Origin of the sequence: Streptomyces sp. SID5910, from assembly GCF_009862125.1 — a bacterium.
Taxonomy (GTDB): domain Bacteria; phylum Actinomycetota; class Actinomycetes; order Streptomycetales; family Streptomycetaceae; genus Streptomyces.
Genome location: NZ_WWHX01000555.1, coordinates 14,105 through 34,354 on the forward strand (window position 1 = coordinate 14,105; position 20,250 = coordinate 34,354).

Genomic DNA, 20,250 nt, shown 5'->3' on the forward strand with positions numbered 1-20,250 from the left:
GCCGGCTAGACGAGCCGGTAGGCGGTCAGGTGATCGGCGTCCACGGCGAGGATCAGCCCCAGGCCAGCGTCCACGTGGAACTGCTCGCCGGTCGTCTTGTAGGTCCGCTCCGTGGTGTGGGACGACAGGCCCACGGCCCGCAGGTGGACGCCGTTGCGGTAGTACGCCCGCTGGTCGCCGATCAGGGGACGCCAGGCGGTGTACGCGCCTTGTGCCTGGTCCGTCTTCTCGGTCCAGAGCGACGTGCCTCGGACGGCGTCCACCGCTTCGATCCCGCCCTCCTCGGCGACGGCGTACACCACGCCTTCCTTCACCGCCGGCGGGCTGTACCGACGCCCCTGACCGCTCGCCCACGCCTGCGCCCCGTCGGTCAGCCGGAACGCCCTGAGCCCCGTGCCTCCGACGTAGACACGCTCCTGGTCGACGGCGATCGGACTGCGCAGGGGCTCGGGATCGTCGGCGTCGTGGGGTTTGTCCCAGAGGACGGCTCCGGTACGGGTGTCACGGACCACGAGACGCACCTTCTTGTCGTCCGCTTCCTGGAACGTCACGAGGCGGGTGCCGACGACCGCCGCGGAGAGGACGTACAGGCGGGTGCTCTTGTCCGGCCTCTTCGGCAGGGGCTGCTTCCACAGGGTCCGGCCGGTGGCGAGGTCCGCGGCGCGCAGCGTCCAGGTCTGCGATGCGAGGAAGGTTCCGTCGCGGTTCGAGGGCCCTTGCCCCAGCACCACGTACGCGGTGGTCCAGGTCACGCTGAGGAGCTGGTGGCCGCGTAGATCGTAATTCGTGTCCGCGAAGTAGGTCCCGGTGGGTTTCACGTACTGCTGTTCCGTGTCATAGGTGGCGATCTCGACCGGGCGCCTCTCGCCCTGGTAGTGGTCGAAGTCGTCCGAGAGCCGGTAGTCGGTGTTCCCGACGGCTACCAACTGCCACCATGCCGCCGAGACCGCGATCGCTTCCTGCTGCCGACCGGTGTTGGAGTTGATACGCACGGTCTTGCCGCCCGTGGCAAGGTCGATGTGACCGCTGGCCGACTGCGGGATGACCAGGCCCCACTTTTCGACCACCATCCGGCCCGACTCTTCGTACTGCCACAACGGGTCGAGGTTGCGGGTCGGCGCGGGGACGACCGCATCCTGGCGCCGGTGGGTGCCCCGACTCTCCCACCACACCCCTCCGGCGACGGCCGCGCCGCTCGCCGCCACCGCTCCGCCCCACATCAGGAACCGACGACGGGACGGTGCACGCCGTGCCTCTTCGGAAGCCGCCTCGTACGTGTCCGGGACCGCCGGTGGAGCCGCACGCTGCGGCATCGGCTGCCACACGTCGGCCGCGCGCCGTCCGATGTCCGCGAGCAGCGCGTCCGGCAGGTGGTCGGCGAACTCCCCCGACCCGTCGTGGAGTCGGACGGCCAGGTCTTCGGTGCGGGGACGCTCCCGCGGGGCCTTGGACAGACAGGGGGCGAGCACCTGCGCCAGCGAAGCCGGCACTCCGTCCAGGTCTGCTTCCGCGTACCGGACCCGATACAGAAGGTCCGCGGCCTGCCCGTGCCCGAACGGGGCGCGGCCGGTCGCCGCGAACACCAGCACCCCGGCGAGCGCGAACACGTCACCGGCCGCTTCGTGGTCCTGCCCCGTGGCCTGTTCCGGCGACATGAACGCGGGTGTACCCACGGCCGCACCGGCGCGCGTCAGGCGGTCGTCGCCGATGGCCCTCGCGATGCCGAAGTCGATGAGCTTGGGGCCGTAGCCGGCGACGAGGATGTTGGACGGCTTGAGGTCGCGATGGACCACGTCGCTGCGGTGCAACTGGCCGAGCGCACCGCACAGCGCGGCACCCAGCGCCCGCACGGAGGCCTCCGGCAAGGGCCCGGCGATCCCGACGGCCTCGTCGAGCGACGGTCCGAGCACGTACTCGGTGGCCATCCACGGTGTCTCCGCGAGCGGGTCCGCGTCCATCACCCGGGCGCCGAAACGGTCACCGATGACCCGGGCGGCGTCGACCTCCAGCCGGAAGCGGGTGCGGGCGGCCGGGTCCGCGGCGATGGCCGCGTGCATGGTCTTGAGCGCGACGGTACGTCCGCCGGCCGATCGGGCGACGAACACCGTGCCCATGCCTCCGCTGCCCAGCCGGGCGATGAGGCGGTAGGGGCCGAGGGCGACGGGGTCGTCGTGAGTGAGGGGGATCGGCATGGATTTCTCGTCGTCGAAGTCGTGCGAGGCACTGGGCAGTTGTGTCGGTTGGGGCGGCTCGTGGTCTTATGTCGCCGCCGTCACCTCTGCCGCCAGGACGGACGCCGACTGATGGGCGATGGCGGCTATGACGCCAGGGGGCAGCCAGCCCGGACCGAGAAGGGCCTCGGCACGCGTGACGGGACCGAACCCGGTAGGGCTCGGAAGCGCGGGGTCGTCGGCCAGCGCGCGCATCATCTCGGCGATCGACGGGCGGCGTGCCGGGTCCTTGGACAGGCTCCGGCCGACGAGTGACCGCAGGAAGGGCGGCAGTTCGTCCTGCTCGGGCGCCGTGTACCCGGTGGCCGCGTAGGCCAGGGTCGCGCCCAGCGCGTAGACGTCACCCAACGGCCGGGGCCGGCCGCCCGCCGCCTGCTCGGGCGGCAGACTTCCGGCATCCAGTCCCGGGGCCTCGTGCCGCGGAACACCGTCCGGCGCTGCGGCACGCACAGCTCCGAAGCAGGAGAGCCGGGGGCCGTCGGCGGCGATCAGTACCGCCGCGGGGGACAGTCCCGCGTGCGTGACGTTCTGCCCGTGCAGCACGGCGAGGGTCTCGGCCAGGGCGACGGCGAGGGCCCTGACGGTGCGCTCGGGCAGGGGACCGCCGTGGAGGGCCAGCACTGCGGGGAGGGGGAGCGCGGGCACGTAGGTGTGGGCGGCCCATGCCTCAGGTCCAGGGGTGGCCACTTCGACGACTGGCAGAATCCAGGGGCCCAGCAGATAGCGAGAGAATTCGGCCTCGGCCAGAAAAGCCGCCGGCTGGACGGCCGCCAGGGGCTTGCTGAGGAAGACGGTGCGTTCGCCGTCGGCGCTGCGTGCGATGAAGCGCGTCATGGGAACGGGGCAGGATGGTGTGGTGCCCGCGGCGGAATCGCGCGCGTCGAGCCGAGTGAGAGGCGTGTAGGGGCAATGGGGCGCCCGTGCGCCGCTCTTGGCCCCCGTCATGCGTGCCCCCGCATCGTCCGTCGTTGTGTCAGGCGGCGGCACAGCAGCAGGGTGGGCGTCTCCCGCGCACGCCCACCCTCGTTCCTGCCGCGGCCTCGGCCGCAGGTGACTACTGCAGGTACCTGGACGCGGCCAGGTCACCCTCCATGTACGTACCGCCCGACTGGCCGACGACGTGGCCGATGCCCATCAGGGCCTGGTGGATGTCCTGGGTCTCCGTCTCCCACTCCTTCAGCTTGCGGTCGTAGGTCTCCTGGGCCTTACCCGCCCAGTACTGCTTGCTGTGCTCCACCATCTTCCCGAGCGCCCGGATGTCTTCGTCGAGCTGCTTCGCCTGGTTGGCGATGGTCGTCGCCGCGATGTCGAGCCCGTCGTACGTTACCTGCAGGCCGTCCGCGTTATTGGCACCCATGTCCGCCTACCTCGTCTCTTTCCGCTGGTGAATGTTGTCCGCGCCTTGACTGTCGTCACATCGACGTGAACGGCGACACGCCGTCCCTCACGTTGATCTTGTTCACGGCCGCGCGGACTTCGTCTTCCTTGGTGTCCTTGATGTTGCGCGTCGTGGTCATCGCCTCGATGACGTCGGCGAGGATGCGACCCATGTTCTTCAGCGACGTGTTGATCTCGTGCTGCTTGGTGTCGAACGCGGCGCGGCCGATGCCCTGCCACTGGCCTTCGAGGCTGTCGATGACACCCTGAAGGCTGTGCACCCGCGCGCGGATGCTGTCGAACTTCTCGTACATGTCCTTCTGCAGCTTGACTACCGCTGCATCTTCGAGTTTCTGGTCGGCCATGTTCCGCCTGCCCTCCCTGTATCCGTTTCGGGGTCCAACTGTGCGGCTCAACGCCCTGCGGCGATGAGCACGTTCTCCATGTCCTGGCCTGGCGGCTCAGGGGCCCGGGCGGCCGACGTCACGTGGCGCGACGCGATCGCAGGACGACGAAGGCTCCGCCTCCGATCACGACGACGGCTGCGGCGGCGCCGAGCGCGATCCACAGCGTGCTGTTGTCGTCGTTCGAGGAGCTCTCGGCCGCCACGTTCTCCGTCTTGTCCGGCTTCGATCCTGCTGCGGCCTTGTCGGCACCTGAAGAGGCTTCCGGTGCTTGTGACGAGCCTGTTGCGGAGGGGGAAGCGGCGGAGGCGGGCGGGATCTCCGTCACCAGCTTCTTCCCCTTCTCCTGGTTCCACTTGGCGAGGGGGTCGGAGTAGGGCGCGCCGGCGTCGTAGTTCGGATTTGCAAGCACCACGCGGGGACGGATGGTTCCGTACCCGGCGTTCTGGGTCGGGTCGTCCTTCGGCCACTTGCGGCCCGCGGTGTCGATGAGTGCTCGAGTGACCTGGTTCGCCGTCCAGTCGGGGTGAGCGGACCAGATGAGGGCGGCTGCCGCCGAGGCGATGGCGGTGGAGGCGCTGGTTCCCTTCATGTCATGGCAGTACGACTCGAAGCTGGGTCGGCAGTAGCCGGGCATACCCTCACCCGGTGCTGCGAGGTCCACATAGTTCCCGCGCGAGGAGAACTCCGAGATTTTGTTGTCTTTGTTCATCGACGAGATACCCAGCACATACGGAGCCGCGGCCGGGTAGCCAATGTTGTCCTCGCCGGTGGTGCCGTCGTTTCCCACGCCGGCGATCAGCATCTTGCCTCTCGAAGCAGCGTAGGCAACCGCTTCCTCCACTTCCTGATCGAGGTAGGGGAGGCTAAAAGACATACTGATGATCTTCGCATCAGTATCAGCCGCCGCTCTGATCGCCTCGGCAGGCAGGGCGGTCTTCTTCTTCTCCTCGACCCCAGTCAGGCCCTTCAGGTGAATGCGGTACGGAACGATCTTCGCGCCCGGAGCGAGACCCTTGATGCCACCGTCGGCACCCGTGCCTGCGATGAGTTCCGCCATGCTCGTGCCGTGACCCGTGTAGTCGTCGGCCGCACCGTACGCGACGGCCTCAGGGACGTCGTCCACCAAGACCTGCCCCTCAAGCGCATCGGTATGAGGGTTCACACCCGTGTCAATGACAGCTACCTTGACGCCCTTGCCCGTACTGTCCTTCCACATCTGCTCTGCCTGCATCGGCTGCAAATACCACTGTTCCGACTGAACGTCGGACGCCATGGCGTGCGGAGCGAATCCCACGCTCGCGACCGCCAAGGCGCCGACCACTGCGCTCACGGCACGCACACGTCGATTGCAATGGCTCCCGCGGAGGCCATTCCGCTCGGCCAGTCGGCTGATCCCCGGCTTCATGACGTTGTGAGTCCTCGCTAGCACTTAGTTGACGACCGGCGGCACGCCGCGCCGTTGCTGATCGGGCAGGTGGGTCTCTGGATCTTCCGTGACATGGGTGGTCTGCGGCGTCTCTTGCTCGTCCTTGCTCGCGTCCCTGTCGTCCGACTTTGTGCGGCCGACCGGCCCACGCACGAGGCCAGCGCCTCCGCGAGTCATACCGTTGCGCTCGGCACGGGCTGCGGAACTGCGTGCAGCAGGACTGCCGGTGATTGACTGGGACGCCGACGGGCTGACTCGGGACCTGCTCACGCCGGCGGCGCCAGCCTTCCCGGCAGAGGTCGACCCGCCGAAGACACCGCCCTGCCCGGGACGCCGCTCGGCTGAACGGGAGCCTGACGCCGCCTCAGCACCGATCACCGTGCCCCGCGGAACCTTCGGCCCGTTCTTCGCTGCTGATGCTGCTCCGGTCACAGGCCGTCCTCCAACCACGCCGTTCGCATGGCCTGCACCAGTGACCCTGCCGGCCTGCGGCCTGGGAGTGGACGTGCCAGCCAGCTTCGCTGTACCACCGGTCACTCCCGGGCCCATGGGCAGGGTCTTCGCCCCTGGAGGAGCGCCCTTGGCAATCGGCTGGCCGGTCGATGCCGTGCGGCCCATCTGACTGAGAGGACCGTTGCCTGTGCGGCCCGTCTGACTGAGGGGACCATTGCCTGTGCGGCCCGGTCCCACGTTGGGCATGCCGGTCGTACCGGTTCGCCCGTTTGCGGTGATCGGGCCCCGGAGACCGGTTGGCCCGCTCGTGCCCTTCCCCGGGAGCAGATTATTGATCGGCCCATACGGGTTACTGGGTCCGTTGTTCGCATTGCTGCTCCCGCCGGGGACCCCGACGGTCGGGCCGATATCCCCGTGGGCAGTGGGCGTTACGGGAGGCAGAATCCCGACGCTGTCGATAGCGGTTCCGACGGCGATGTCAGGATCCACGGGGGGCCGTGCCAGGTCAGTCGGGCGCAGAGGTACGTCAGTTGAGCCGCCCGTCGCGGCGTGGTGGCCCCCTGTGGCGATCGACGGTGGGTGACTAGTGCCGACCGTCCCCGCACTCGACTGGTGTGTCGCCGGCGCACCACCGTCCCCGACGTAGACCCTGTCGCCGGAGCCGGGTGCCGGCTTCGGGACGCCCACGTCCGGCATGGACTCGAAAGTGGGAGTCTCCTGCTGCAACACGACCAGTTGCTCGCTGGCCACGGCATAGTAGGACGACAACCGGTTCATCTGGTTGATCGCCTCTTGCCGGTCCTTCTCCACGCGGACCGCTTCGACGTAATCGGGATTGCTCTCGATCTGCGACAGCAACGGCATGCCCTCGGGGCGCACACCCACCTTGTCGAACGACCTCGGGTCGCGGGGCGGCATGGCCTTGCGTACCGCCGCCAGGCCGACGGCGGCAGCCGTGATCTGGTCCCCTGCCCCGCCTGCGAAGTCGCTGAGCCCGTGCGTGCTGGTGACGAGCGAGCGCCCCCACTTACGGAAGGCCTCGCCCGACTCGCCGACCCAGTGGACGTTCTCGATGTGGCCGTCCAGCTCCTTGGCCGCCTCGGTGATGGCGTCCCGAGCGTCCCAGAGAGCCTTGCCCGAAGACTCGAGGTCCTCCGGGTTGGTCTGCTCCACCAAGTCGATCATGACGTTGAGGGCGTGCTCGTCGAAGTTGGTGCGGCCGTGCACGGCATTCGCGTACGGCCCCTTCCTCGCCACCTCACGCACCATGCCGTCGATCGCCCGGCGGAGGAAGCCGCCCCCCTCACTCGAGGGCTCTTCGGCATACCGCGTGAAGTCCGTGAACGTGTTCTGCGCGGAGACCCGCTCCAGATCCTGCTCGTGCTGCTCGTCGGTCATCACATGCTCCCGGCGTTGTCGTCGCCCTCAGTGCGCTTCCTGTCGTCCGCCAGGCCCTTGATCTGCAACTGAATCGCCCAGAAGCGGCGACGCTGCTCCTCTTCAAGGTTGTCGAAGCCCACATGCGCACCCCGCACAGCGATACCGATCGCCTCGATCTGAAGGTGCAGGGTCTTGGACAGGGAGGTGAGCTTCTCGTGCACCTGGTTGTACTGCAGGTACAGGTTGTGCGCCTCGGGAAAACCAGCCGGGTTCGTCGCAAGCGACGCCGGCTTGATCGTCTGGGCGCCGACTCGTGTCGGGTTGCCGGGCGATCCCTCAAGGTTGGTCAGTACCGCGTCCACCCGCTTCACGAACGTGCTCAGCGCCTCGCCGGTGACCTCCAGGTTCGCCGCCCTGGCTGCCGACACGCCCCCCACCATGTCCGCTGGAAGCACGTCGCTCCCTCCCCGTTCCCCGTAGCTTCATCACTGTGGCCGGTCGGCCACTCGCCCCCGCGATCGCAAAGCGAGCCGCGCGCGTCTTGCGATCACCACTCTAGTCAACGGGTACGACAGGGCCAACCGTGATGTGTGCTAGTCCAGTTACAAAAGTGCCCCGGACATGACACGTCGACGAGTCCCAGGTCAGCGCCGTCAGCCGAGCGGTTCGGCCCTGCGGCCGTGTGGTTAAAAGGTGAACGATTAGCGACTGTGCCGGGCGGACAGCCGCGCATCACTCGGAGTGGCACACCCGCGCGATGTTGTCCGCCCTCCCCCTCCCACACCGCCCGAGCGAGCGCGGTCGATATGCGTCCGTCGGCCCCGCACTCCTCACCGATCGGCAGATCCCCCCAAAACCTTCACCTACGCAATCACCCCACCTCGGACGCACCCGGCCGGCCGGCGGGCGCCAGTTGCTAACTTGAGGCGGAGTCCGGACACCGCAGGACGCCCACCGGCCGGCACAGGCGGCAGGCAGCCCTGCACACGGGGAGGTTGCCGTCCATGGCATGGAACGAGTGGGAACAGCTCAAGGCCGACGCGCTGCAACGTCAGCAGGGTTCTGCGCACATGCAGTTGAACCAGGTGGACGGCGGGGCGCCTCCCAAGCCGAGTTCGTACGGGGACCTCAAGGTCGCGAACGACGGTCTCACCAAGATCGGCACAGCCGCGTTCGAGCTCTACAACGGCCTGTGGGACAAGGCGCGGGTCGCCGTACCCACCAGTGACTCCGCGGCCGCCGACCTGTCCAAGCAGGGTTTCGCTCTCGGCGCCGGGCTCAAGCATGTGTCGAACCGCTGGGACGAGCAGCTGAAGTCCCTGATGGACGCCTGCGCCCACATCTCGAACCACATGCGGGTGACGAAGAAGGTGCATGACGGGGACGAGGGCTACATCCAGCGGCAGATGAGCAGCATCGCCACGCTGGACGCCGGTTTCGACGAGCGGGTCGGGGCGCCGGGTGAGAAGAACAAGATCTACGGAGAGCCGAGCAAGAAGAAGGACGACTGAGGGACCGGGCCCGACCGCCCGAAGCAGCTCACCTTCCGCTCACTTCAAGGACAGCCATGGAACTCGACACTCTCCGCGACGCCAACTTCAAGCTGCTCGACGACGCCGTCAAGGACTGGTCCACCCTCGTCAAGAACCTCGAAACGCTGAAGAAGGACGCCGAGGACAATCTGCACAAGGGCGCCAACAAGGCCGACTGGGCCGGTGTGAACGCCAAGGTGTCCAAGGAGTTCATTGGCAAGACCGCCGGTGAGTTCGCTGACGCCCACACCCAGGCCGACACCATCCACAAGATCCTCAGCGACACGGTGGGTGAGTTGAAGGGGTACCACGGGCAGCTGGTCGAAGCCATCGACGGGGGCCGGAAGAAGGGCCTGAAGGTCATCGGGTACGAGGGGGGCTTCACCGTCACCACGGACGCTCCCCCGGAAGCGCGCGGCAAGATGGACCAGGACAACCAGAAGGACATCACCGCGCTCCGGGACGAGCTGCAAGGGATCCTCAACAAGGCCAGCGAGAGCGACAACTCCGCGAAAACCGTTCTTCAGGCCATCGCCGACCAGAGCAAGATGGGGTTCTCCGACGCCAGTTACAAGGACCGGGACTCCGCGGCCGACGCCATCAAGAAGGCCGACGAGCTCGCCGCCCTCGCGAAGAAGGACCCGGGCGATCTGAGCGTCGCGGACTTCGACAAGCTCAACGAGGGGCTGAAGAAGTACAGCGGCGACGAGTTGTTCGCCGAGCGGTTCGCCACGGCGCTCGGGCCGCAGAAGACGCTGGAGTTCTGGGCCGGGGTGAGTGACCCGCAGCGCGGGAACTGGGAACTGGGCCGTGAGCGTCTGGACAAGTTCGACGATCTGCAACGCAGTCTGGGGATGACGCTCGCCAACGCCACGCAGAGCGACTCGGCGGCGATGGCCGACTGGAAGCGCACGATGATCGACATCGGCGACAAGCCGCTGTACGGCGAGCACCGCGGCGGGCCGATGGGCTTCCAGGTCATGAGCAACCTCATGCGGACCGGTGACTACGACGACCGGTTCCTCACGGACTACGGCACGAAGCTCATGGCCACCGAGCGCAAGCTCACCGGCAACGGGGAGCACGCCAACATCGCGTGGCAGCGGCTGGGGATGGACCCGGTGCTGAACCGGATCGGCGACGACAGCGGCTCGGACCCCCTGGCGGGCTATCTGAAGGGCCTGTCCAACAGCCCGGACGCCGCCACCGACTTCCTCAACCAGCAGTTCATCTCGAAGGACGACCCGGACAACCCGTTCGAGCGCGACACCGACGACAACGGGAAGAAGGGCAAGGTCTCGCTGTCCAACTTCCAGTACCTGTTCGAGGAGCGGGACTGGCCGCAGGAGTCGAATCTCAAGGGGGACGAACTCCACACCGGGCAGAACAACCTGGCGCTGGCCCTCGAAGCCGCCACCACCGGCCACCCGGCGGGTGAGATGCCGACGGTGGACACTCCCGCGCACAACGCCGGCCAGACGAAGCTCGTGGAGGATCTGGTCGCCTCCGTCGCGGACGACCCGGGCCGCCTGACGAAGAACAGCTACATGTCCGACAGCATGGGGCAGATAGCCGCCGAATACATGCCGGACATCCACCGTGGTCTGCACCCCGGCACGGAGGGCGAGGACAAGCTCTTCCCCGTCGCGGGTTCGGCGGCCAAGCTCGGCGAGACCGACATCACCCGCTTCCTGTACGCCGTGGGCCGGAACCCGGAGGGGTACACGGCGGTCAATCTGGGCCAGCACAGCTACACCACGAGCCTCATGCAGTACCACTTCCAGCACCCTGACGCGTATCTGAACGATCCGAACTTCTCCCAGGACGAGAACCTGAAGAAGACCATCGAGGACGTCTCCCGGGTGGCCGGCGAGGTGGAGGGCACCATCGGGGCGGGCCGGGCCTACGAGGGCGAGATCGAGGGCGGAAAGAAGGACGCGGACTACAACGGCGCCATCGAGAAGGTCGGCACCTGGGGAGGAACCGCGGTCGGTATCGGTGTCGGGCTCGGCACCGCCCCGTTCACCGGCCCGGGTGGTGTCGTCGCCGGTGGTGTGGCGGGCACGGCCGCGGACGAGATCATCGGCGCGATCACCGACGGTGCCATGAAGGACAGCTCCGGCGAGGTCATCTACCGCAACGGACAGGACCTGGACGGCACCAAGGACTCGACGTACACCCTCGTCGAGAGCGCGGCGAAGAAGGCCGGGGAGAACGCTGGCAACCCCTCTCCCGCGATCGTCTCGGCCGCCGCTACGGCGGCGGAGCAGGGCTTTAACAACGCGGGCAAGAACGTCCACGACGCACTCGACGGCGAGGGCGTCCCCCGGCAGCTGGAAAAGGAAGACTGAACCGTGAATGCCAGGCGGAGCGGATACGCGATCGCTGTCGTCGCCGTCGTCGTCGTGGGCGTGCTCGGTGCCTTGTATCTCCTCAAGGCACCGCCGTTCGGCGAGGACACGGGGGACATCGAGGCCGGTGCCGTGTGCGACTCACTGGGCCCGGGGCCCCGGGCCGCCGGTGCGCTCAGGACCGTGCTTCCGGAGAAGTCGTCGTACGCGTTCGACGACGACGTGAACCTTCGCGTGGACGAGCGGGACAGCGGCTACGGCTCGGACTGCTTCGTCTCGGGGGGCGGTGACCAGCTTCTGCGTGCCCGGACGCAGATGGTGCGGGACGAGCCGTTCGAGAGCTGGGCCGACGGCGAGGTCGCGCAGTACGCGGACGGGAAGGGCCGGCTCACGCCCTTCACCACGGGCCTCAAGGGCACTGCCTCGCCCTCCGTCGCCGCTGTCCTCGTGCCCTGTACGTCGGCGGGGAAGATTCCCGGTGGCCAGTACGACCTCAGCGTCGTCGTCCATCTCGAGAAGGCGGGAAAGGCGAGTGACGCCGGCACGCGGGCGGGCCTGATCGAGCTGGCGAAGAACGCCGCGGCCTACGCGCACGACAAGGCGAAGTGTGACATCGCCCTGCCGGCATAGGTGGCCTCTGAGCCGCCCTCACCGCCCCCCGCGCCTCCTCCGGGCGTCCCTCATCGCCACCGCTGTGCCGGTCAGGCCCGCTGCCAGGACCAGGCCGCCGACTACCACGTACGTGCCCATGCGGGTGTTGCGTTCCTCGGCCGTTTCGCCGAAGTGGACCGGGGGGACCGCGGGGGCCTCGGCGGGGAGGGCGCCCTTGTCGGGGGCCGGGGACTCCGGGGGGTTGGCCGGGTCGACGTTCGTGAGGGCCTTGACCGGGTCGATGACGCCCCAGCCGACCAGGCGGTCGTGGCCGGGGATGGAGCGTTCGGCGGTCTGCTCGATCTGGGCGACGATCTGGGCCGCCGTCCACTTGGGGTACTTGGCCTTCAGGAGCGCGGCCACGCCGGCCACGTACGGGGCGGAGAAGCTCGTGCCGTTGTCCGAGCAGTGGCCGCCGCCGGGGACCGTGGAGATCATGTCGACGCCGGGGGCCGCCACGCCGATGAACTCGTTCGACTGGGAGAAGGGGGCGCGTTCGTTGTTGCGGTCGGAGGAGGCCACGGCGAGGACGCCGGCGTAGGACGCCGGGTAGGTGACCTTGATGTTGCCGCCGAGGCCGTCGTTGCCGGCGGAGGCGACGACCACGACCTGCTTGGCCAGGGCGTAGTCCACCGCCGACTCCAGCGTCTCGCCGGGCGCGACGGCGTTGGCCGTGTCCTGGGAGATGTTGATGACGTCGGCGCCCGCGTCGACGGCGTACCGGATGGACTGGGCGAGGGTCTTCGCGGTGCCGTTGCCGTCCGCGTCGTTCTGCTTGACGGGGATGATCGTGGCCTCGGGGGCCAGGCCGACGAAGCCGGTGCCCTGGGCGGGGCGGGCGGCGATGATGCCGGCCACCCGGGTGCCGTGGCCGACGGTGTCGGTGGTGCCCTGGGCGTTGCCCCGGTCGATCTCCTCGCCCTTGGAGTTCTTGGCGGGCAGGTAGTTCTTGCCCTTGGAGGCGTCGACGGCGCCGGTGAGTTGCGGGTTCTTGACGTCGACGCCCGTGTCGATGACGGCGACCTTCACGCCGGTGCCCTTGGACTGCTCCCACAGCGCGTCGAGGTTGACGCGTTGCAGCGACCACGGCCGGCCCTCGTACTTCTTCGACGGGAACGTGCACTGTCCGCCGTCGTCGGCCCGGGCCTCGGGCGCCGGGAGGGCGCACACCGCCGTCCCCGCGAGGAGTGCCGCCGCGAGGACGGACGCGGCGGTACGGGGGGTGCTGGTGAAGCGGCTTTCGTGCAGCATGTCTTCGTCGTTCTCCTGGGGAGCCACCGTCACGAGCCCTGCGGCTGCCGGGCCGCCGCTTCCGACAGGCGGGGGCCGGTGGGCAGGAACGTCGACCAGTTCACCGGTACGGGGGACGGCTTGACCTTCTCGTAGCCGAGGCGGGTCTGGGCGATCTGCGCCTCGTTGAGCTGCTGTTCGCGTTCCTTGGCGGAGGTGCCGATGCCCTTGTCGTCCGTGGCGCTGTCGTTGTTGGACTGGAGGGCGTACCGCAGCCCCGTGTCGGTGACCAGGAAGACGCCGCCCGCGCCGGTCTCGGTGCCCTGGAACTGCCGGTAGAGCTGGCCCGAGCCCGGGGTGACGTAGGCGCTGGAGGAACCGGTGGGCAGCTGGGCGGGGAAGTCCGTGCCCGACCAGGTGGACAGGGTCGTCGTGCCGCTCTTGCCGTCCACCGAGCGCAGCACGTTGCAGACGGTGTTGCGGCCGGCGGTGGCGGAGGAGCCGTCGTTGACGGTCTGGGGCCGGTACGACGGCCAGGTGCGCTGTCCGTCGAAGTCGGTGCTGTCGACGACCGCGCCGGGGCTGACCTGCTGCGCCTCACCGGCCTGTCCGACGCCGACGAGGTCGCCGCTGTTGAGCAGCAGGGTCGCGGTGAACTCGGAGATGCGCGCCACGGCGCCCTGGAGGACCACGTAGTACTGCATGCGCCGGCCGTCGTAGGCCTTGATGACCATGCCGACCTTGTCGTACTCCCGGAGCATGTCGGAGGCTCCCGCGTCCGTGCCCGGGGTGCCCTTGACGGCGGGGATGGCGATGGGGTCGCCCTTGTGGAGGGTGTCGAGCCAGTCCTGGGTGACGCGCTGCGGGGCGCGGCCCTGGGTGTCGAGGGCCTTGAGGACCTCCTTGTCGGACGGGTCCGCCAGCGGGTAGGCGTAGCCGCGCGAGTCGACCACGTACTGGCTCTTGCCGTCCGGGCCGACGACGTACATCAGCTCGCCGCCGGTGAGCCTGCCCGCGCCCTCCGTCTTGGACCAGTCCTTCCCGCCGAGGACGAACGCCGCCTTCTGGATGGCCCGGCCGCCCGGTCCGGGGCGTTCGCAGACCGCCCACCGCATGGCCTTCTCGGCCTCTTCGGGCGAGGGAAGGCGGTCGGGGGCGTAGGGGATGCCGATCGTGGCTCCGTGCGGGGGTTCGCCCCTGTCGAGCACGTCCTCGGCGACGGTGATGACGCTGTCCTTGCTCGGGTCCAGGAGGAGCTTGGCGGACGCCATGTTGAGGACCGGGTGCAGCTGCGTCTCCCCGCCCGTCTTCAGGACGACGTACCGGGTGGTGGACTCGCTGGCCACGATCACGTGCGCGCCCGGCTCGTCCCACCCCTTCGGCGCGGTCGGGCTGAACATGCCGATCGCGCCGAACACGGCGAGGACGACCACCCCGACGACGAGGCTCGGCACGACCGCTCTGAGCGGCTTGGGAGCCCCCTCTTCCGAGCCCGAGGGCGACGGTTGCAGGAAGGACGCGAGAGTGCGGCGCTTCGCGAAGGTGTAGGCGTTCAGTTCATCGCGCCGTGATGCCATCTGTGTTCGTTCTCTCCCCGTACGAAGCCATGGAGACCGGCGGAGCAGCAGTGCGGAGCACTGGCGGCCGCCCCGTCCCGGTCGCCTCTGGAACCTCGGCTGTCAGACCCGGCACCTACTATGCCTGTTGCACAGTGGTGCGCGTGGCACGGGTAGGGTGCTGAAGCCTCGCCGCCTGCTGAGTGCGGTGATTTTCGGGATAGTTCGGGGGTTTTGCAGTGATGGCTTCCGCACCGCGAACCCGGTCGCGATCGCAATCCGCGGCGCGGCGGGCCAGCGCGGCGCCGACCACCGGTGGTTCCGCGGCGCCTCGCGGTGCCGCGCCCGCACGCGGCTCCTCGGCCGCCCGTGGTGCGTCGGCCGCTCGGGGGTCCGTCACGCCGCATCTCCAGGCGCGTTCGGGTCGTGGTGGCTCGTTCGCGTTGCAGCGGCTGGTGATGCTGGAGCTGGCCGCCGCGCTGGTGGTGTGCGGCTGGCTCGTCGGCCCCGCCGCCCTCGTGCCGGCGGGTGTGGTCGCCGGCATCCTGGCGCTGCTCGCGGTCGTACGCCGGCGGGGGCGCTCCCTGCCGGAGTGGCTGGGCAGTCAGCTGGCGCTGCGGGCCAGACTCCGCAAGGCCCCGGGGACTCCCCTGCCGGCCGGGGTGGACTCCAGCCTCGTCCCCGCCGTGGAGTGCGAGCCGAATCTGCGGACGTACCAGTACAGCCACCGCGACGACCACGACCGGCGCCCGGTGGGCATGGTGGGCGACGGCGGCTTCCTCACCGCCGTCCTCCAGGTCGAGGCCCACGCCGGTGCGCTGCGCGCCGAGCGCGGGCGTACGCCGCTGCCGCTCGCGCTGGTGCGGGACGTCCTCGACGTGGACGGCATCCGGCTGGAGTCGGCGCAGGTCGTGGTGCACACGCAGCCCGCGCCCGCGCCCCATCTGCCGCAGCAGTCGGTCGTGGTGACGAACTACGCGCAGCTCCAGGCGGAGACGGTGTCCCCCGCGGTCCGCATCATGTGGATCGCGCTGAAGCTGGACCCCGAGCTGTGCCCGGAGGCGGTGGCCGCGCGCGGCGGCGGGCTCCTCGGCGCGCAGAAGTGCCTGGTGCGCTCGGCGGAGCACCTGTCCAGCAGACTGACCGGCGCCGGTTTCCGGGCGAACGTGCTGACGGAGGAGGAGCTGGCCTCCGCGATCGCCACCTCGGCGTGCGCCAACCCGATGGTGACCTCCCAGCCCGGCCAGGGCGACACGCCCCGGCGCCGCACCGAGGAGTCCAGCCGCAGCTGGCGCTGCGACAACCGGCGGCACACCACCTACTGGGTGCGGCGCTGGCCCCAGCTCGGCGGCTCCGGTGTCTCGCTGCCGCAGTTGGTGGCGCGGTTGACGGCGGTTCCCGCGCTGGCGACGACGTTCAGTCTGACGCTGGCCCGCAGCGGGCAGCAGGACGTCGCGGTCACCGGGCATCTGCGGGTCACCGGGCGCAGCAGCACCGAGCTGTCCGACGCGCGCCGGGCCCTGGAGCGTGCCGCGCGTCAGGCGCGGACCGGGATCGTCCGTCTCGACCGTGAGCAACTGCCCGGTGTGCTCGCCACGCTGCCGCTCGGAGGTGCCCGCTGATGGCCATGACCACGTCGACGACACCCTCCGCCCCCGCCGACGGCGGCCGTCCGGACGGCGGCCTGCGGGAGCGGCTGCGCACCGGGTTCGGGCTGCTGGGGCCGCGGCATCCGCGGCACACCCTGTCCCTCTCCCAGATCGACACGCTCGCCCTGCCCGTCGGGGACGACGGTGTCGTGGTGGGCGTGGACGCCGAGGGACAGCCCGCCGTCCTCGGGGTGAACCGGCCGACGCCGTTCGACATTCTCTTCATCGGCGGTCTGTGGACGGCTCAGGTGCTGGCGCTGCGCGCGGCGGCGACGGGCGCGCGGGTCACGGTGGAGACCGGCAGACCCGGGCACTGGGCGCAGGTCGTCCAGGCGGTCGGCGGTGGCCAGTCGGGGATGACGGTGCACGACGTGGGCCGGGTGCCCCCGCAGGGCGCTTCGGCGATGGGGCCGGTCCTGGTGATCCGGGACTGCGGCATGCGGCCTCCGCGCGGGCGGGTGGCGTCGGCGCCGTGGCAGTCGGTGCTCACGCTGCTGCCGTATCTGAGCCCGGTGGCACCGCGGTTGATGCGTCAGGCGCGGCTGGTGGGTGTCCAGCGGGTCTCGCCGGACGAGGCGGTGGAGATCGGGCGTGCCGCGCGGCTGCCCCGCGCGGAGTACGAGGCCCTGCCCACGCTCGCCGACGGTGTCACCCTGTGGTGTACGGAGCGGGACCGGCAGTACGTGATGACGCAGCCGACGGACGCCGAGGTCGGGCTGCTGGGTACGCCGCGACGGATGGACTGACCGACCGCCTTTCGACCGTTTTGGTGTGTCATATCGCCTGTTCCTGCCCGCCGTCGCGACGCGGGATGTCCGGGTCGGCGCCCATCGAGTGCCGGGCGGGGCTGCCGGGGTGGTGCCTGTGGTGATTAGGCTGGGTCCCGGCGCGACGCCAGAACCCGTGGACGGGGCGTCGGCGTCCCAGGGGGAGAGCCGGTGGATCGGACGACCTCGTACGGCCTCGGACAACTGCGAATGACAAGCAAGGGTCGCCCCAGCACGGCGTGAGGGTGCTCGACCACACCAGGAGGAACTGTGAGCAGCGACCGGGACGGGATCCGCGGGGGCTGGGCGACACCCGGCGATGACCAGCCCGACGCGGAGTCCGCCATCGAGACGACGGGCGAGTTCACCATCGACTACGCCCCGCCCGCCTGGTACACGCAGAACGCGTCCGGGGACACCGGACAGGGGCAGGGCGCCGGTACGTCGGGGGGCGCCGCGTCTCCTTCTGCTCCGCCCGCTCCGCCCGCTCCTCCTGCTGCTCAGCCCCCGGCCCAGCCGGCCTCGCCCTACGCGCCTCCCGCGCCGCCCGCGCCGCCCGCCGCCGGGTCGGCTGGGGTGCCCGGACTTCCGGTGGGGAGCGGTTTCGAGCCTCAGCAGCCGCCGGTCCAGGCGGCGTCCCACCCGGAGCCGGATCCGGAGCCCGAAGCCCAGCAGCCGGTGCCGGCGGAGCCGCGGGTCGAGCCCGAGCCCGGCAACGGTGACCTCGAGAGCGGCGCCACCATGCGGTTCTCGGCGGCCGCGCTGAAGCGGGAGTTCGCGGAGCTCGCCGCCGCGGACGAGGCGCGGCAGGAGGAGGCGCGGCAGCGCGAGGAGCGGGAGAGCGCTGCCGACGAGGCGGTGAGCGCGGGTGAGGCGGCCGACGGTGAGCCGGTCGCGTCCGAGGCGCCCGCCTCCGACGAGGCCGTATCCGATGCGTCCGCTTCCGACGAGGCCGACGACAGTGCCGGTGAGGACGACGCCACGGCCGGGTCCGCCGCGGTGGACGAGGACGCCGTGGAGTCCGAGCACACCGAGGGTGCGGACGTCGCGGCCGAGGGGGACGGTTCGGTCGACGACAACGCATCCGCCGGTGTCCCCGACGCCCCGGACGCACAGGGCGACGTCGAGCCGACCGCGGAGCCCGGTCCGCAGGCCACCGCCCCGCAGGACCCCGCTCCCGCCGACGTACCTCCCCCCGCGCCGGACGGTGTGCCGCCGCTGCCTCCGTCGTACCCCCCGGCCGCGCCCGCACCGGCGCACCAGTGGCCCGCGCAGCCGGCGCCCGCCGCCCCGGGACAGCCGGACGTGCCGGCGCAGCAGCCCTCCTTCCAGCCTCAGGCCCCGCAGCCGGCGCCCGCCGCATGGCACGCGCAGGCCGGTGCGCCGACGCCGCCCGACCAGGTGCCGGGTCAGCCCGCGGCCCCGGCGGGGTACGGCTTCCCGCAGCAGGGGGCCACTCCCCCGGCGGCGGCCCAGCCCCCGGCGCCGCAGCAGGGTGCCCCCGCGCCCCAGCAGGGCGGTCCGGGCGCCATGCCCGCCGCCGCCGCCGGTTACGGCTTCCCGCAGCCGGGTGGCTCGGCCCCGCAGCCCCAGCCCGGTGGTTACGGCTTCCCGCAGACCGGAACCCCCGGTGCCACGCCCCCCGCCGGCTACGGCTTCCCCAACCCGGCCGCGCCGCAGGGCCAGCAGCCTCCGCAGGGCCAGTCGCAGGGGCAGCCGCAGCAGCCCGGCGTCCCGCACCAGGCGCACCCGATGCCGCCGCAGGCACAGCCCGGCCAGGTCCCGCAGGCACCACAGCCGCCGCAGGCATCGCAGGCGCCCCAGATCCCGCAGCAGTCGGCGGCCCAGCCCGACCAGCAGCAGCATCAGCACCACCAGCCGCAGCCCCAGCCCCAGCCGCCGCACCAGGCCGCGCCCCAGCCGCACGCCCAGCAGCCGGCCGATCCTCGGCTCGGTACCGCCTGGCCGCAGCCCATACAGCACGACCAGCGGCAGCCCACCAACCCCGGTGCGGCGCCGCTCGGTTACACCGCGGCCGTGGAGCTGTCGTCGGACCGGCTGCTCAACAACAAGCGGCAGAAGGCGAAGAGCAGCCGCCCCGCGGCCGGCGGTTCGCGGTTCAAGCTGGGCGGGAAGAAGGAGGAGGCCGAGCGGCAGCGGAAGCTGGAGCTGATCCGCACGCCGGTGCTGTCCTGCTACCGCATCGCCGTCATCAGCCTCAAGGGCGGTGTCGGCAAGACGACCACGACGACCGCGCTGGGGTCCACGCTCGCCACCGAGCGGCAGGACAAGATCCTCGCGATCGACGCGAACCCGGACGCCGGTACGCTCGGCCGCCGGGTGCGCCGGGAGACCGGGGCCACCATCCGTGACCTCGTCCAGGCGATCCCGTACCTCAACTCGTACATGGACATCCGGCGGTTCACCTCCCAGGCGTCGTCCGGGCTGGAGATCATCGCCAACGACGTCGACCCGGCCGTGTCCACGACCTTCAACGACGAGGACTACCGGCGCGCGATCGATGTCCTGGGCCGGCAGTACCCGGTCATCCTGACCGACTCCGGTACGGGTCTGCTCTACAGCGCCATGCGCGGGGTGCTCGACCTCGCCGACCAGTTGATCATCATCTCGACGCCGTCCGTGGACGGTGCCAGCAGCGCCAGTACGACGCTGGACTGGCTGTCCGCGCACGGGTACGCCGACCTGGTGTCCCGGTCCATCACCGTGATCTCCGGAGTCCGTGAGACCGGCAAGATGATCAAGGTGGACGACATCGTCGGGCACTTCCAGACCCGGTGCCGGGGTGTCGTCGTGGTCCCCTTCGACGAGCACCTCGCCGCCGGTGCCGAGGTCGACCTCGACATGATGCGGCCGAAGGTGCGGGAGGCGTACTTCAACCTCGCGGCGATGGTCGCCGAGGACTTCGTCCGCCACCAGCAGTCGCACGGTCTGTGGACGTCCGACGGCAATCCGCCGCCGGTCGCCGCGCCGCCCATGCCGGGTTACGAATACCCCGGCCAGGCGATGCCCGGCCAGTCGGCCTACCCGGGCCAGCCGCAGCCAGGCCAGCCGCAGCCGGGCCAGCCCTACCCGGGGCAGCAGGGCCAGCCGTATCCCGGGCAGCCGCAGCCGTACGGACAGCCTGGGCAGCAGCCGGGCCAGCCGTACCCCCCGCAGACCGGCCACGCCCAGCAGCCCGGACAGCCGTACCCGCAGCAGCCCGGCCACCCCCAGCAGCCC

At 70.3% G+C, this 20,250-nt stretch carries 15 protein-coding genes; 6 read left to right on the forward strand and 9 right to left on the reverse strand.

Annotated elements, in window-relative coordinates:
• Positions 1-5: 5 nt before the first annotated feature.
• From GTW67_RS19425 to GTW67_RS19455, 7 genes are all read right to left on the reverse strand, one after another.
• A complete protein-coding gene (locus GTW67_RS19425; protein ID WP_161166090.1) occupies positions 6-2,192 on the reverse strand; it encodes a serine/threonine-protein kinase in 2,187 nt (728 codons plus the stop codon).
• A 66-nt stretch (positions 2,193-2,258) separates the two neighbouring features.
• Complete coding sequence (locus GTW67_RS19430) at positions 2,259-3,176, reverse strand: protein kinase family protein (RefSeq protein WP_161166091.1); 918 nt, start codon at positions 3,174-3,176, stop codon at positions 2,259-2,261.
• Positions 3,177-3,285: 109 nt separating this feature from the next.
• Positions 3,286-3,588, reverse strand: a complete 303-nt coding sequence (locus GTW67_RS19435) for a WXG100 family type VII secretion target (protein ID WP_161166092.1) — start codon at positions 3,586-3,588, stop codon at positions 3,286-3,288.
• 55 nt (positions 3,589-3,643) lie between these two features.
• The gene (locus GTW67_RS19440) at positions 3,644-3,973 is read right to left on the reverse strand and encodes a WXG100 family type VII secretion target (protein WP_161166093.1); all 330 of its coding nucleotides are present in this window, start codon (positions 3,971-3,973) and stop codon (positions 3,644-3,646) included.
• A gap of 118 nt (positions 3,974-4,091) precedes the next feature.
• Positions 4,092-5,354: a S8 family serine peptidase gene (locus GTW67_RS19445; RefSeq protein ID WP_346010691.1), complete on the reverse strand. Its 1,263-nt coding sequence runs from the start codon at positions 5,352-5,354 to the stop codon at positions 4,092-4,094.
• 90 nt (positions 5,355-5,444) lie between these two features.
• Positions 5,445-7,292, reverse strand: coding sequence for a hypothetical protein (locus tag GTW67_RS19450; RefSeq protein ID WP_161166094.1), 1,848 nt, complete (start codon positions 7,290-7,292; stop codon positions 5,445-5,447).
• Complete coding sequence (locus tag GTW67_RS19455) at positions 7,292-7,729, reverse strand: DUF2563 family protein (RefSeq protein WP_161166095.1); 438 nt, start codon at positions 7,727-7,729, stop codon at positions 7,292-7,294. Before GTW67_RS19455 ends, GTW67_RS19450 begins: the two co-directional genes overlap by 1 nt.
• Before the next feature lie 549 nt (positions 7,730-8,278).
• Here GTW67_RS19455 and GTW67_RS19460 point away from each other — a divergent pair.
• From GTW67_RS19460 to GTW67_RS19470, 3 genes are read left to right on the forward strand one after another with little or no spacing between them, the layout of a single operon-like run.
• On the forward strand, positions 8,279-8,785 hold the full coding sequence (locus GTW67_RS19460; protein WP_161166096.1) for a hypothetical protein: 507 nt from the start codon (positions 8,279-8,281) through the stop codon (positions 8,783-8,785).
• A 56-nt stretch (positions 8,786-8,841) separates the two neighbouring features.
• On the forward strand, positions 8,842-11,157 hold the full coding sequence (locus GTW67_RS19465; RefSeq protein WP_161166097.1) for a DUF6571 family protein: 2,316 nt from the start codon (positions 8,842-8,844) through the stop codon (positions 11,155-11,157).
• 3 nt (positions 11,158-11,160) lie between these two features.
• Positions 11,161-11,787: a hypothetical protein gene (locus tag GTW67_RS19470; protein ID WP_346010692.1), complete on the forward strand. Its 627-nt coding sequence runs from the start codon at positions 11,161-11,163 to the stop codon at positions 11,785-11,787.
• 18 nt (positions 11,788-11,805) lie between these two features.
• Here the strand turns inward: GTW67_RS19470 and mycP are convergent, their stop codons facing one another.
• Both mycP and eccB read right to left on the reverse strand, forming a co-directional pair.
• Positions 11,806-13,059, reverse strand: a complete 1,254-nt coding sequence (gene mycP / locus GTW67_RS19475) for a type VII secretion-associated serine protease mycosin (RefSeq protein WP_161166098.1) — start codon at positions 13,057-13,059, stop codon at positions 11,806-11,808.
• A 29-nt stretch (positions 13,060-13,088) separates the two neighbouring features.
• Complete coding sequence (gene eccB / locus GTW67_RS19480; protein ID WP_161166099.1) at positions 13,089-14,615, reverse strand: type VII secretion protein EccB; 1,527 nt, start codon at positions 14,613-14,615, stop codon at positions 13,089-13,091.
• Positions 14,616-14,836: 221 nt separating this feature from the next.
• Between eccB and eccE the strand changes: the two genes are divergently transcribed.
• The 3 genes from eccE to GTW67_RS19495 form a co-directional block, all read left to right on the forward strand.
• Complete coding sequence (gene eccE, locus GTW67_RS19485; protein WP_161166100.1) at positions 14,837-16,216, forward strand: type VII secretion protein EccE; 1,380 nt, start codon at positions 14,837-14,839, stop codon at positions 16,214-16,216.
• A complete protein-coding gene (locus GTW67_RS19490) occupies positions 16,216-16,989 on the forward strand; it encodes a hypothetical protein (RefSeq protein ID WP_161166101.1) in 774 nt (257 codons plus the stop codon). The genes eccE and GTW67_RS19490 overlap by 1 nt, the downstream gene beginning before the upstream one ends.
• Positions 16,990-17,280: 291 nt before the next feature.
• The coding region (locus tag GTW67_RS19495; RefSeq protein WP_161166102.1) for an SCO5717 family growth-regulating ATPase at positions 17,281-20,250 on the forward strand (2,970 nt) is incomplete at its 3' end.